At 38.9% G+C, this 13,168-nt stretch carries 13 protein-coding genes; 6 read left to right on the top strand and 7 right to left on the bottom strand.

What is annotated here, in order from left to right:
- Positions 1 to 22 precede the first annotated feature (22 nt).
- Complete coding sequence (locus tag BFP77_RS01770) at positions 23 to 472, top strand: hypothetical protein (protein ID WP_099572363.1); 450 nt, start codon at positions 23 to 25, stop codon at positions 470 to 472.
- On the opposite strand, the gene BFP77_RS01765 is transcribed toward BFP77_RS01770, so the two are convergent.
- The 5 genes from BFP77_RS01765 to BFP77_RS01745 all read right to left on the bottom strand — a co-directional run bounded on the left by BFP77_RS01765 (position 469) and on the right by BFP77_RS01745 (position 6,651).
- On the bottom strand, positions 469 to 1,446 hold the full coding sequence (locus BFP77_RS01765) for a LuxE/PaaK family acyltransferase (RefSeq protein ID WP_099572362.1): 978 nt from the start codon (positions 1,444 to 1,446) through the stop codon (positions 469 to 471). The genes BFP77_RS01770 and BFP77_RS01765 overlap by 4 nt on opposite strands.
- A gap of 98 nt (positions 1,447 to 1,544) precedes the next feature.
- A complete protein-coding gene (locus tag BFP77_RS01760; protein WP_099572361.1) occupies positions 1,545 to 1,868 on the bottom strand; it encodes a T9SS type A sorting domain-containing protein in 324 nt (107 codons plus the stop codon).
- Between the two features lie 270 nt (positions 1,869 to 2,138).
- Complete coding sequence (locus BFP77_RS01755; protein WP_099572360.1) at positions 2,139 to 2,447, bottom strand: T9SS type A sorting domain-containing protein; 309 nt, start codon at positions 2,445 to 2,447, stop codon at positions 2,139 to 2,141.
- A gap of 147 nt (positions 2,448 to 2,594) precedes the next feature.
- On the bottom strand, positions 2,595 to 3,797 hold the full coding sequence (locus BFP77_RS01750) for a multidrug transporter (protein WP_099572359.1): 1,203 nt from the start codon (positions 3,795 to 3,797) through the stop codon (positions 2,595 to 2,597).
- Positions 3,798 to 3,828: 31 nt separating this feature from the next.
- Positions 3,829 to 6,651 (bottom strand): TonB-dependent receptor, encoded by a 2,823-nt coding sequence (locus BFP77_RS01745; RefSeq protein ID WP_099572358.1) that lies wholly within the window; start codon positions 6,649 to 6,651, stop codon positions 3,829 to 3,831.
- A 182-nt stretch (positions 6,652 to 6,833) separates the two neighbouring features.
- Between BFP77_RS01745 and BFP77_RS01740 the strand changes: the two genes are divergently transcribed.
- Genes BFP77_RS01740 through BFP77_RS01720 form a run of 5 tightly spaced genes read left to right on the top strand, consistent with a single transcriptional unit; the run spans position 6,834 to position 10,280 of the window.
- Positions 6,834 to 7,520 (top strand): response regulator transcription factor, encoded by a 687-nt coding sequence (locus tag BFP77_RS01740; RefSeq protein ID WP_099572357.1) that lies wholly within the window; start codon positions 6,834 to 6,836, stop codon positions 7,518 to 7,520.
- Positions 7,520 to 8,584, top strand: a complete 1,065-nt coding sequence (locus tag BFP77_RS01735) for a sensor histidine kinase (protein WP_099572356.1) — start codon at positions 7,520 to 7,522, stop codon at positions 8,582 to 8,584. The genes BFP77_RS01740 and BFP77_RS01735 overlap by 1 nt, the downstream gene beginning before the upstream one ends.
- A 50-nt stretch (positions 8,585 to 8,634) precedes the next feature.
- Entirely contained in the window at positions 8,635 to 9,303 is a 669-nt protein-coding gene (gene trmB / locus BFP77_RS01730) for a tRNA (guanosine(46)-N7)-methyltransferase TrmB (RefSeq protein WP_099572355.1), read from the top strand.
- A gap of 4 nt (positions 9,304 to 9,307) precedes the next feature.
- Positions 9,308 to 9,940, top strand: a complete 633-nt coding sequence (locus BFP77_RS01725; protein WP_099572354.1) for a LysE family transporter — start codon at positions 9,308 to 9,310, stop codon at positions 9,938 to 9,940.
- A gap of 7 nt (positions 9,941 to 9,947) precedes the next feature.
- Positions 9,948 to 10,280 (top strand): MGMT family protein, encoded by a 333-nt coding sequence (locus BFP77_RS01720; protein ID WP_099572353.1) that lies wholly within the window; start codon positions 9,948 to 9,950, stop codon positions 10,278 to 10,280.
- An 18-nt stretch (positions 10,281 to 10,298) separates the two neighbouring features.
- On the opposite strand, the gene BFP77_RS01715 is transcribed toward BFP77_RS01720, so the two are convergent.
- Both BFP77_RS01715 and BFP77_RS01710 read right to left on the bottom strand, forming a co-directional pair.
- On the bottom strand, positions 10,299 to 11,648 hold the full coding sequence (locus BFP77_RS01715) for a sensor histidine kinase (protein ID WP_099572352.1): 1,350 nt from the start codon (positions 11,646 to 11,648) through the stop codon (positions 10,299 to 10,301).
- Positions 11,648 to 13,012 (bottom strand): sigma-54-dependent transcriptional regulator, encoded by a 1,365-nt coding sequence (locus BFP77_RS01710; RefSeq protein WP_099572351.1) that lies wholly within the window; start codon positions 13,010 to 13,012, stop codon positions 11,648 to 11,650. Before BFP77_RS01710 ends, BFP77_RS01715 begins: the two co-directional genes overlap by 1 nt.
- Between the last annotated feature and the right edge of the window lie 156 nt (positions 13,013 to 13,168).

Below are 13,168 nucleotides of genomic sequence, written 5' to 3'. Positions count from 1 at the left end.
TTAAATTGCAATAGTCTTTTTTATGAGAAATAGCCTACTAAGTATTCTCTTAAGTACCTTCCTTTTCACGTGTTCCAATTCCGAGGACTTGGAAACTGGTGAGATAGATGTGCTTTATACGGCACAAAAATGGCAATTGGTACGGATGTCCGGAAGTTTTGAAAACTCTGAAACGACGGGAGAAAATATGGAATGGCAAGAATTTTACGTGTTTAATCCAGACGGCTCTTTCCTTAAGAGAAGAGATACAGCGGGTGCTGTTTTTGAAGCTACGGGAACATTCGTTTTAATGGAGTATGGTAATGATGAGGCAGACTATCTAGAGCTTACCTATGCTAGTGGTGAAAACTTAATAGGAAGCTGCAATGGCGATAGAACCGAGGTGCTTGTATTCCGCTCCTCACTTGCTCTCTCTAACACATGGCAGGCTTGTGATGGACCAGGCTTGGACTATGTGCTTGTAAAAGACTAAAGCGCCATTAAATTACATCCCCTTATATCGGAATGGTCAAAACGGCCAAGAATTTCAAAAGTACCATCAGCATAGGTTTTTCCTAAATCTTGAGTGGCGATAAAGGAGCAAGAATTTATATTGGCCAAATCTATAATATTTAGTCCCCCTGTTTTCTTAAATCCGTTAATGGTCAGGGCGTCTTCGGTATCCCTGGAGAGTACTTTCATCCATGGCGGACATGCAAAAATTCCGTTGCCCGTAGAGTAGGCCTGTGAGAGTAATTCGGTCATACCGTATTCCGAATGAATTTGGTCTACCCCAAACCCAAGTTTTAGCTTTTCATGAAGTTCCGGTCTTATCATTTCTTTTCGACGTCCTTTCATGCCGCCAGTCTCCATGATAATGGTTTCTTTAAGTTCTAGATGATACTGTTCGGAGAAATCTAGAAGGGCAAAGGAGACCCCTATTAAAAGCGTTTTTGTCTTAGCAACCTTTAACCCTTCTAAAGTATCCTTGAGATTTTCAAAATCATTGAGGAAAAAGCCGCTTTTGGGATGATTGGATTTTTCAATAAGATTATTCACCATATATATCAACGATGAGCCTTCTCTCTCTAAATAGGAGGGCAGCAGCGCTAGAATACAATAGTCCTCCGGAGGTCCATAAAATTGCTGAAAGGCACAATGATAACTCTGGGTATAAAGATTGATATCGGTAACGAAATGTTTGCTAGTTGAGGTGCCAGTGGTGCCGCTACTCGTAAAGGTTATTTGTGGGGACTCAGTCGTGCTTAGTATTTGTTTTTCCTTAAAAAATTGAATGGGTAGAAAAGGAATTTGATGTAAGGTAGCAACCTTTTTAGGCGATACGTTTAAATGTTGGCAAAACGCTCTGTAAACGGAATTATTAGCATATTGATGGTGAAATACAGAGAGTGCAGTCGATAAAAATTCGTCCTCCGTTTTAATCTTAAAAATATTCTTATGATTCATCAGCAATGCCTAGAATAGCAAAGGTACTGAAGGGAAAGAAATCAATGTTAGAATTTAATATGGAATCTTACCGTTTTAAAACCGATAATTAAGCTTCTTTATTTTACAACCAGCTTTCGGTTTATGGACTTCTCGTTTTCCGTGACCTGTACCACATAAACTCCTGGTGCAAGACGTGAAATGTTCAAGGCTTTATTAGAAATCCGATCGGTTAAGACCAATTCTCCAAAAACGTCATATACTTTTATCTCTTTAGTATTATTGCGTTCCGTAGTAACGTATACTACATCTGCAGTAGCAGGATTTGGATAAAGCTTAAATCCGGTAATTTCGTCATTCCTTAGATTTCGGAAATCAATCGAGTCTTGACCAGACGCGGTAAGGGAAAAACCAATAAAGAGGATAATGTAGATTATTTTCATTTGGTATTGATTTGGGATCAACACGGTAAAAGTAATCCTATGCTAGATGAATTGCACAAAAATGTTGTGAAAGCTAATAATTTGTAGGTCAATAAAATAGACTAGGTAATTGGTCGATTTTTTTGACGGATAATCGATGTTTTAAAAAAGAGATTAATGCAATAAAGCTAATTATTTATACGATAATCTAGATTTTTAATGTTCTGATGATTACCTCAAAATAAGTATTGACTTTCCTTCTCAAGTCCAATACGATTGCCCGAAGGTCATTTACTTGATGACAAGCTTACGTGTAGCCATTTTGTCTTTTTCGAATACCCTTAGCACATACACTCCGGCGTCCAAATCTGTAAGTCTTAGTTCTTTTCCAAGAATAGTTGTCTTTAAAACCAAGGTTCCGAGAACATCATATATTAAAATTTCCTTGGGATTGTTTTCAGCAGTAGAAATATAGACCTTACCACTAGTAACCGGGTTTGGGTACATGTGAAAACCTTCAATATCCCCTGTACTTCCGGTACTCTGACCGTAACTAAAGGATATAAATAAGAAGAAAATTATAAGGTAAAGGTGCTTCATATATAACTGGTTACAAATGCCATGCCACAAATATAGGAATTATAGCCCCTGAACGTCAATAGAATAAGAGCTTTATTCAAATTTTTCGATGAAATGTAAAAAAGCCTACATTTTGTAGGCTTTTTAATAATTCTCAAGGTGTATTTTTTAGTTAATCCCTGCTGTCCATCCTGCTCCCCAAGAAGAAACATTGGTACCTGTTCCATTTCCTATACCGCTTACCAGCTCAGCTTCTGTTGCAGTACCGTCTATAGCGGTATTTGCGCTAACATCTGTAAATGTAACATCGGTAAAACTTAATGTACCGTCCGCAATACCACTAGAGGTAGGTGTAGAAGCCTCATCGTCATCTACGGAAATACCAGTGTTTTTCCCGATAATCAGAACATTGCTAAAAGTGCCTTGTGTGCCCGCTCTAAGTAAGAATCCTCTTGTGCTATCGTTAGCACCACTTTCACTTTCGATGGTTACATTGTTCACCGTAGGATTGGAAAAAGCTCCTGAAGCATTGGTGAAATCCGTATTGAACCCATCGCATTCAAAAGCTTCATCACCAATACCGTTTCCTTGTAACACATAGGCATCCGTGATAGTTCCGTTATAGCCTTCTGTCCAATCTATGGAATCATCTTCCGCATTAACTACGGCAACAAAGCTAGCATTTACAGTACCTCCAAAAAATTCTACTCCGTCATCCGCACCTTCAAAGGCTTGTATGTATTCTATAGTAGTTCCGTTACCTACACCGTAGAAGGAAAAACCATTGTTTTCTGATTGACCATCCGCGGCACCGCCAGAGTACTGTACGCGCACATATCGTAGAACGCCAGAGTTATCATCGGCGATATTACCTCCATATGGTAAATTTCCAATTTCTGATGTTGCCGTGGAAGTTCCCGTAACCGAGTTAACAGGAGCTCTGCCTAAAAGAATGATACCTCCCCAATCGCCAGCTGCGGGCGTAGTGGAATTAGAGGTAAAAATAATGGGATTAGAAGCCGTTCCGTTGGCTATGATTTGTGCACCCTGCTCTACGGCTAAGTACACGTTAGGACCCGCCTCTGCCTTAATGATCGTTCCAGGCTCTATGGTAAGTACTGCGCCAGAAGCTACAATTGTAGCACCGTTAAGAATATATTCTTTGCTCGCTTCTAAAGTTAAGTTCTCGGTTATAGAACCGGAAGCTGGTGTTAATACTACCGTTTCTTCCTCGTTACCGTTCTCTTCTCCCGTTGTGTTATTGATCGTTGTTACGCTATTATCGGTAATCACGATATCTGCCGTGTCATCACGTTCACAGGATAAGAATAGTGATGCTACTATACCAAGTACTAAAAGTTTATTTTTCATTGTTTTGTGTTTAAAATGTAATTATGGAGTTTTAAAATTTATATTTAAGAGTTAATCCTACGTTGATTCCAAGATTGTATTCCCTGATAGCAATATCACCATTGCCCGTATTTTCCCTAACTAGTGAGATATCCGGATTTAATAAGTTGGTGGCGCTTAGATTAGCTTCAAAATGTTCACCAATCGGGTTTTTCCAAATGAAATTTAGGGTCGGAACCGCTTTTTCTACAATATTTCCTAAAGAACCTGCCCCTAGCGCAGCTATCCGATCAGAAAAATAGGAGAAAACGAGAGTTGCCTTTGGGTTGTAATTTTCAAAAGACGGACTATAATTTAAATCTGTATTTATAATGAAGGGCGATGCTCCTTGCAGTGCATCGGAATCACGGTCAAAGGTGGTGCCAAAAGTATTTTCATCCCCTGCTTCTATATTTCTCAGGTCTTGGTTGGTATAGGTATACGCCGCATTTAGACCTAAAGACAATATCGCTTTTTCATCTTCGTCAGTAATCAAGTTTTTTCTAGCCTCCACCTCAAACCCGATTACCTGCGCTTGTTCTCCGGTACGGAAAAGACGTTGTGTTCCCGTAGCATCTGCGGCAATGACTAGGTTTACCGGGTCGTTTATGAGTTTTCCAAATGCAGCTAAAGAAATCAGCTCACCACGCTCCATGAACCACTCGTACTTAAGGTCAAAGTTGTAGATATCAGAAAAGTTAACACCATCTCCGTTCTTTCCTCCGAACAAATCCGGATTACCACCAAAACGCTGCGTAACACCTTCGTAAACAAAGGGAGCAACCTCCTTAAATTCAGGAAAGGATACCGTATTACTAAATCCAAACCTTAGATTGGAGTTCTCCGTTAATTTATAGCGCAGGTTTAAACTAGGTAGAAAAATATTCTCATAGATATCTCTAAATCCGGGGTCCGAAGGAGGAAGGTTAATCACATCATATGTTATGTTCTGGCTTACGGATTCTGCCCGTATTCCGGGTACAACCAAAAACTTATCGTTTACGCTCCATTCAGCGGTTAAGAATCCTGCGTGTATATCCAAATTACCCTGATAGGTGTTATCCGGTAGACCAGGTCTGTTAACTGCGCCAATGTCGTTATTAATAGGGTTAAGGTTCCTTATTTCATAAAGGGCACCTTCTGCAGTTCCAAGGCTACTATTTTCAATGGTGAAAAAAGAATCGAAATCATTGACATCCGTTACAGGTGTTGTACGGTCAAAAACTCTAAATCCGTAGCGTATACTGCTGAAATTTCTTTCCTTTGTTCTACCGTTGTAACCAAATTTTAAGGTGAATTTTTCAGAGATAACATTGGTAAGGTTGATAAAACTATTGAGTTCGTCGTCTTCAATACTTTGAAAGAAACGTTGATTCTCAAAAGCGGTGTTCGTAAAAAAAACGGGATTCGTGGTTGGGTCGTTATCCAGTGCAAATTGATAATTTTCCAAAGTAATTCGTTTTCTATCCGGTTCGTCGGAAAAGACTTTGTTGTATCCGCTACCCCAGTCTAAAACCCATTTTTCGTCAAATCGATGCTGCCCTGTAATCTGGTTTACAAAAATCATATCTTGATTAAATTGGATGTTGGATATGAAGAATCCGTCATCCGAAGTAATACCATCACGATTAAAACCCTGACCTTGCGACCCAAAGAAACTAACGGCATCAGTAGCACTGTTTATGAACAGGGAACTATATTTTAGTTTGTGCTCGTTGTTTATTTTGTAAACGATGTTACCAAGAGCAGTAGTCGTGGTATTGTATGCATATTCTTCCGTGTTAGGGAAATCAAACTTTAATACATTGGTGAAATCCCTAGCGGGTCCTTCTAAAAATTCATAACCATTGCTAAAGCTCGCTGTTCCAAAGAAGCTAAGTCTGGATTCTTCGCTTAAATTGATAGAGTAACCACCTTCAATAGCCCCGTTAATGTTAATAGGAGCAGCCATGCTTTCGGGGTCTATTCCATGTGATAGGATTACCGCAAAAGGGTTGTTATTATATCTGTTGTAAAAGCCAAAAAAGCTAGTGCCTTCACTTTGTAAAAAGTCTTCACCAATGGCATTGGAATTGATTCCGCTACCTAGAGCCACTTCTAAATACCCGTCTCCTGTGTATTCCTTGGAGTCAATATTTACGTTTCCAGCGGCAAAATCTCCATAAAAAGAGGAGTTGTACGCCTTGCTCACAGAAACATTTTCAATAATACTAGATGAAAATAGATTCAGGTCTATATTCTTTTTATTGACATCATTAGAGGGTAAGGACAAACCGTTCATTGTAGTGTTCTGGTAACGATCTCCAAGTCCACGGACGTAAACATTACTAGAGCCTTCTTGTTTTGAGATACCCGAAATTTGAGAAACCGCCGCTGCGGCATCGTCTATTCCTTTTAGGGTCAAGGCCTCTGCGCTAATGGCTTCCTGCATTACCGTAGCATTTTTTTGTTGTAACAAAAGTGCTACCTCGGAATCTTTTCTAGAGGAAACGGTAACTACAACTTCATCTAAAGAAACCCCGGCTGAGGCGCTCATGGGAACATTTATCGTTGAAACCTTTCCCGCTACAACTTCAACAGCGGGGATTTCTACAGTTTCATACCCTAGGTAACTATAAACTACGGTGTAGGTTCCCGGTTCTAGGTTGGCGATTTCGTATAATCCATCAAAATCGGAGGTAGTTCCTTTTGTTGTGCCCTTGATCAATACGTTAGCGAAAGCTAATGGCTCATCATTGACCTCTTTGTCGATTAGCTTTCCTACAATACTTCCCGTATCCTGCGCGGCAGCATTGAATAAGCCTAATAACAACACTAAAAGTAATAATTTCTTCATCGAATATAGTGGTTCTAAAATCCGAGGCAAAGAAAGACGCCTCTTGTAAAAGTGCGGTTACTACCATGTTAAACCTTTATTTTTTTAGTGTTACCTAATTGTTACTATATTAAATCAATGTTAAGCCATAAGTAGGTATGTGTATTATCTTTACTTTTGGTAAAACAACCTTACTGAAACCAATGAAAAAGAAGGACATTAAAATACTTTTAGTAGATGACGAACCGGATATTCTTGAGATAGTTAGTTACAACTTGTCTGCCGAGGGTTATGAGGTATTTACCGCTAAGAACGGAGCGGACGGCGTAGCTAAGGCCAAAAAGAAGCTTCCGCACCTAATTATCTTGGATGTAATGATGCCGGAGATGGACGGGATTGAGGCTTGTGAGATCATGCGAAAGACCAATGGGTTGGAAAATGCCATAATCACTTTTTTAACGGCTCGCGGTGAGGACTATTCACAAGTGGCAGGATTCGATGCCGGTGCAGACGACTATATTACAAAGCCCATTAAGCCTAAAGTGCTTGTAAGTAAGGTAAATGCACTGCTTAGAAGACGTTTAAAGGAAGATGATACGCAGGAAGACATTAAAACTGTAGGCGATATCGTAATTAACAGGGAGGAATATAAAATCATCAAAGGAGGCAAGGAAATTATATTACCTAGAAAAGAATTTGAACTTTTGGCCCTACTCACTTCAAAACCGAGTAAAGTTTTTAAAAGAGAGGTAATATTGGATAAGGTGTGGGGCAATGAAGTGGTAGTTGGTGGTCGCACAATAGATGTTCATATTCGCAAACTCAGGGAAAAAATTGGGGAAGAACATTTTAAAACGATAAAGGGCGTAGGTTATAAGTTTGTGCTCTAATGGCGATTAAGTCAAAAAGGTCATATCGTTTCGCTTTTAGGAGCGCTATCTATATCACACTAGTTTTTACGCTAATTTTTGGATTGATTTCTAGGTATTTTGGAGGATTGAACTGGTTGTTTCTAATCTTCAATTCCCTAACCATATTTCTAATCTCTTTTTTCGCACTTCAGTATAGAATAGAAAAGTTTATCTATAAAAGGATAAAAAAAATCTACGATGATGTGGCCCTACTGGAATCAACTTCCCTTGCTTCCGACCCTATTACTACAGACATGAGGACATTAACGGCAGAAATAGAAAAATTTGCACAGGATAAAAAAATCGAAATCGATACTCTTAAGATTAGGGAAGAATATAGAAAGGATTTTTTAGGTAATGTTTCGCACGAGCTTAAAACCCCACTATTTACGGTACAGGGCTATTTAGAAACCCTTTTAGATGGTGCTATGGACGATAAAAGTATTCGTAAAAAGTATATTACACGAGCCAATAAAGCGGTAGATAGACTTATTTATATCGTAAAAGATTTAGACCTGATAACCAAGTTAGAGGTGGGCGACCTAAATCTAGAAAGGCAAGATTTCAATGTTATAGATTTAATTCAAAGTGTTTTCGAACTTCTAGAAATGAAGGCAGCTAAGAAGAATATAATCTTAACCTTTGACAGCGCATATGATGACCCGATAATGGTCAATGCCGATATGGAGAAAATACAGCAGGTACTCACCAATCTTTTGGTAAACTCTATAAAGTACGGTAATGACAATGGTACTACCGAGGTAAGTGTAGAGAACTTAATAAAGAACAAGGTAATCATTAGGGTAACGGATAACGGGGAAGGGATTCCCAAGCAGCATATCCCAAGGCTTTTTGAGCGTTTCTACAGAGTGGACCAAAGTGGAAGTAGGCGTGAGGGTGGCTCTGGCTTGGGACTTGCCATAGTTAAACACGTTATTGAGGCACACGGAGAGAAAATATACGTGGAAAGTGCTCCGGACGTTGGCTCGGAGTTCTCATTTACATTGGAGAAGAGCACCATGGAAAATACAAACGTAGAATAAGCCGCTACCCTTGTAATTTTCTTAGCTTTGTGCTTTTATAGCGGAATAAAGTGGGAAGCAAGAATAAGCTCAAAAGATTTAAGGAAAACGATACCTTTAAAAACGTTGTTCAACCAACAAGGGAAGAAGTTCAAGAAGGTTTTGCGTTAAAGGGAAAATGGGAAGAACATTTTGGCAACTCAAATCCTATTGTGCTAGAATTGGGTTGCGGAAAAGGGGAATATACCATTGGTCTTGCCAAACAAAATCCAAATAAGAATTTTATCGGAATTGACATCAAGGGTGCTCGTTTTTGGAGAGGAGCAAAAACAGCTCTGGAGGAAGGGTTGAACAATGTGGCATTCCTACGAACGCAAATAGAGCTATTGGATTTACTCTTCACCAAAGATGAGGTTTCCGAAATCTGGATAACGTTTCCGGACCCCCAAATCAAATATAAGCGTACCAAACATCGAATGACCAATGAGGTGTTTCTGAACAAGTATAAGAAAATTTTGCAGCCCAATGGTCTGGTTCATCTAAAGACCGACAGCGAGTTTATGCACGGTTATACCTTAGGGCTGTTACATGGTCTGCGTCATGAAATTATTTATGCCAATCATGATGTTTATAAGAACGAAGGTAGCCCAAAGGAAGTTTTGGAGATACAAACATTCTATGAAAATCAGTACCTTGAGAAAGGGAAAGCCATTACCTATATCCAATTTAGGATAAACTAGTACTATGCAGCAACTTGGAATTTTACTGGTATTCACTTTTGGTGCCGCATTCTTTGCATCCCTACCTCCTGGGTTGTTAAATATGAATGCAGCTAAGACCAGTGTAGAGAAGGGAAAGGCAAATGGAGTAATTTTTGGCTTGGGTGTAGCTATTATGGTCATGCTACAGACCTATCTAGCGGTTAGAATCGCAAGATTTTTAATGCGAAATCCTGATGTAATAGGCATGCTGCTTAAAATAGCACTTGTAGTATTTGCAGTTTTGGCCGTGTTCTTTTTTGTCAAAGCAAAAAAATTAGATAGGCAACCTTTAGAAATAGTAGCAAGTAAAAAGCGGAATAGCTTTTCAAAAGGGCTTTTTTTAGCGGCCATTAACTTGCTTACCATACCATTTTATAGTGGTCTGAATACTATTTTTCACGCCCAAGGCTTTATGGATTATAGCGTTATAGATGAGGTTGTATTTATTTTGGCTGCCGGTGGGGGTACTTTTTTGGCCATGTATCTCTATGTTTTTTATTTTAACAAGATGGAGCGTAAAACAAATAGATTCTCTAAAAACAGCAATTATATTTTAAGTGTGCTGATGATTGTTTTGATGGTCATTACCAGTATAAGGCTGTTCAACCAAAGTTAAAAGCATTATGAAGGCCGATAACAAGAATTTTTTTGAAAAAGTGTATGAGGTTGCCGAGCAGATACCGTACGGGAGAGTTACCTCCTATGGTGCGATAGCAAAATACTTAGGTGCCGCTCGTAGTGCTAGAATGGTGGGTTGGGCAATGAACGGTGCTGGTAATATGAATCATGTTCCGGCACACAGAGTGGTGAACAAAGCTGGCCTACTTACGGGGAAACATCACTTTGAAGGAACCAATCTCATGCAACAACTACTAGAAAGTGAGGGAGTAGAGGTCATAGAAAACCAAATACAAAATCTAGAAAAGTACTTTTGGGACCCGTGGAACGAGTTGTGATAAGGCTAAGTTTTCAAATCAATCAAAGGTCAAGGTAAATAAAGTATTGTTGTCGTTAGATACAACTCGTATCCTACCACCATGAAGTCTCATGATCTGTTTGGAGAGGCTTAAGCCAATGCCAGTTCCAGTATTTTTTGTGGTAAAGAAAGGAACAAAAATTTCATCCATCAACTCGGGCGGTATTCCAGGCCCGTTATCCCATACTTGAATGTATTTTTTATTAAGGGTATCTATTCCTGCCTTAAATCTAATGATTCCATTTTCTTGACCTTCTAATGATTGTTTTGCGTTCTTTCCTAAATTCAACAAAACTTGCGTTATCTGTTTCTGATCTATGTAAAGTTCTAAGTTTTCAGGAGCTACAATAATTTCAATGGCTACTTCTAAAGTTTCGGCCTGCTCGTCTAACAAGACTTTAACGCGTTCCAATAATTTATCCGCTGGAATAAGGCTACGGTCCGGTTCCGGGACACTTAAAAAAGTTCTATAGCTCTGTACAAAACTCATTAAATCTTTACCCTGCTCCTTTATAACCTCCAAGCCCTTTGCAGTATTGTTAATCTGATCAATATTGAAAGATCCGGGTGAGGTAAGTTCTTTTCCTTTTTTAAAATAGTGCAATATGGATTCTGATATGGATGTAATGGGCGTTATGGTATTCATTATTTCATGGGTCAGCACACGTATTAATTTAACCCAGGAATCGGTTTCCTTTTCATCGAGTTCCTTATTGATATCATGCGCAACCACTAATAGTAATTGCTGCTCCTCAATAGTTATAGGGGTGCATTTTAAACTAAGCTCCCTTTTACCTCGTTCATTTCCTAAAGAAAAAGTAGTATTGTCAAAAGGCTTCAAATCTTTAAAGAGTCCGTACAGTTCATGGTCCACCTGGTTCAATTGTTTCACATGGTTTAAGGGTCTGTAATTAAGTAAATCCTGTACTGTGGGATTCGCGTAAAGAATATGGCCTTTAGGATTTATGGTGAATATGCCTATATCAGCCTGTCGTAATATTTCTTGGTAGTACTGTTCTTGCGCCTGTTTTTTCAGATGGATGTCCTGTATCATGCTGTTTAACATGTTAAGGCTGTGGTTTAATTCTTCTAATGATTTAACACTTAATTTTTCAGGAAAACGAAGGGTGAAATCTTCATTTTTGATAGCATCAAAAAAATAGGCTATTTTACGATTGGTTTGGTTTACATAGTTGATGAGCCCGTAGGTAAGTCCAATTAAAACCAGGAGTCCTATGGCACCTGCTATATATTGCCGGTTAAAGAAAAAATAGGTAGCCACAATAACTACTAGAACAATGAAAATAATACGAAAAACCAGCTGTAAATAAATGTTTCTACTTACCATTATTTACTTGATTTTTTAAGTTTGTTGTAGAGTGTCTGCCTAGAAATACCAAGCTGTTCTGCAGCAGCACTATAGTTTCCATTATTTTGATGAAGCGCATTGGTGATCATGAGTAGCTCCATTTCCTCCAAGGTATTGGGTTGGTTTTCCATCTGGCCACTGTCATTCACCTCCAACAAAAAATCCGTTGGTTTTAACACGTTGCCTTCAGAAAGGATTACGGCTCGCTCCATGGTGTGCAATAGTTCCCTTACGTTACCCGGCCATTTGTAGGCCATTAATTTTTCTTGTGCGGCCTGGTTTATCTTAAGCCCTTGCTTACCATATTTGTTTATAAATTTGGTAAGATAGAAGTCCGCCAATACAAGTATATCTTCCTCTCTGTCCCGCAAGGGTGGTACGTTAACGCGAATAGTATTAATACGGTAAAGTAAATCTTCCCTAAAAAGACCATCTACAACCATTTTATCCAGATTACAATTCGTGGCACAGATTAACCTAATATTCACCCCTATTGGTTTGTTGGACCCAACACGGACAATGACCCTGTTCTGTATGGCAGACAATAATTTTGCTTGGGTCTGTAAGGACAGATTCCCTATTTCATCTAAAAAGAGGGTGCCTCCGTTGGCAGCTTCAAACTTACCGGCACGGTCCTCTTTAGCATCTGTAAAGGAACCTTTGACATGACCGAACAATTCACTTTCAAATAAATTCTCGGAAATAGAGCCCATATCTACGGAAATAAAGACTTCGTCGTTTCTAGCTGAGGATTGGTGTAATTCTCTGGCAATAAGCTCTTTTCCCGTGCCATTTTCACCTGTAACCAATACGTTTACATCCGTCTTGGCGACCTTCTGCACTAATTTTAAAACGGCGTTAAGCGCTTTGCTATCGCCTACAATATGGTTTTTCTTTTGATTAATTACCTGTTTTAGGTTCGTCTCCTTTTGTTTAAGTTGGCTTAGCTCTTTCTTTGATTTTCTAAGTTCATAAGCAGATTTAACGGTGGCTAAAAGCCTTTCGTTGTTCCAAGGCTTTAAAATAAAATCGGATGCACCTTCCTTTAGGGCTTCCACAGCCAAATCTATGGCACCATAGGCGGTCATCATTATTACGGAAATAAAAGGAGATTTCTTTTTGATTTCGCGCAGCCAATAGAGTCCCTCGTTACCGGTATTTACACCTGCGGAAAAATTCATATCCAACAATATGATATCCAAATCACTAAAATTTGGGAAAGAAGAAATTTGATTGGGATTGGATATGGTTTGAACACTTTTGTACTCAAATTGCAAAAGAATTTCCAATGCGCTTAACACACTCTTGTTATCGTCAATGACCAGAATCTTTGCGTCAATCATGTAAGTACCTTTATTAGATAGGATAAAGCTACAAATTGAAATTAACAACTAGGATACACCTGTCCAAAAATTTGACAATATCTGTAAAACTATTTTACACTCAAAGTAGTTTATGCTTTTAAACAGAATCTTAAGTAGCTGATAATCAAAACAATA

Source organism: Maribacter sp. 4U21 (assembly GCF_002742365.1).
Lineage (GTDB): Bacteria > Bacteroidota > Bacteroidia > Flavobacteriales > Flavobacteriaceae > Maribacter.
This window is presented reverse-complemented; position numbering and strand designations above follow the sequence as displayed.

What these genes read in the sequence shown, in the direction of transcription:
- BFP77_RS01770 (WP_099572363.1), top strand. Translation starts at nt 23, where the DNA reads ATGAGAAATAGCCTACTAAGTATTCTCTTAAGTACCTTCCTTTTCACG.
- BFP77_RS01765 (WP_099572362.1), bottom strand. Translation starts at nt 1,446, where the DNA reads ATGAATCATAAGAATATTTTTAAGATTAAAACGGAGGACGAATTTTTA.
- BFP77_RS01760 (WP_099572361.1), bottom strand. Translation starts at nt 1,868, where the DNA reads ATGAAAATAATCTACATTATCCTCTTTATTGGTTTTTCCCTTACCGCG.
- BFP77_RS01755 (WP_099572360.1), bottom strand. Translation starts at nt 2,447, where the DNA reads ATGAAGCACCTTTACCTTATAATTTTCTTCTTATTTATATCCTTTAGT.
- BFP77_RS01750 (WP_099572359.1), bottom strand. Translation starts at nt 3,797, where the DNA reads ATGAAAAATAAACTTTTAGTACTTGGTATAGTAGCATCACTATTCTTA.
- BFP77_RS01745 (WP_099572358.1), bottom strand. Translation starts at nt 6,651, where the DNA reads ATGAAGAAATTATTACTTTTAGTGTTGTTATTAGGCTTATTCAATGCT.
- BFP77_RS01740 (WP_099572357.1), top strand. Translation starts at nt 6,834, where the DNA reads ATGAAAAAGAAGGACATTAAAATACTTTTAGTAGATGACGAACCGGAT.
- BFP77_RS01735 (WP_099572356.1), top strand. Translation starts at nt 7,520, where the DNA reads ATGGCGATTAAGTCAAAAAGGTCATATCGTTTCGCTTTTAGGAGCGCT.
- BFP77_RS01725 (WP_099572354.1), top strand. Translation starts at nt 9,308, where the DNA reads ATGCAGCAACTTGGAATTTTACTGGTATTCACTTTTGGTGCCGCATTC.
- BFP77_RS01720 (WP_099572353.1), top strand. Translation starts at nt 9,948, where the DNA reads ATGAAGGCCGATAACAAGAATTTTTTTGAAAAAGTGTATGAGGTTGCC.
- BFP77_RS01715 (WP_099572352.1), bottom strand. Translation starts at nt 11,648, where the DNA reads ATGGTAAGTAGAAACATTTATTTACAGCTGGTTTTTCGTATTATTTTC.
- BFP77_RS01710 (WP_099572351.1), bottom strand. Translation starts at nt 13,012, where the DNA reads ATGATTGACGCAAAGATTCTGGTCATTGACGATAACAAGAGTGTGTTA.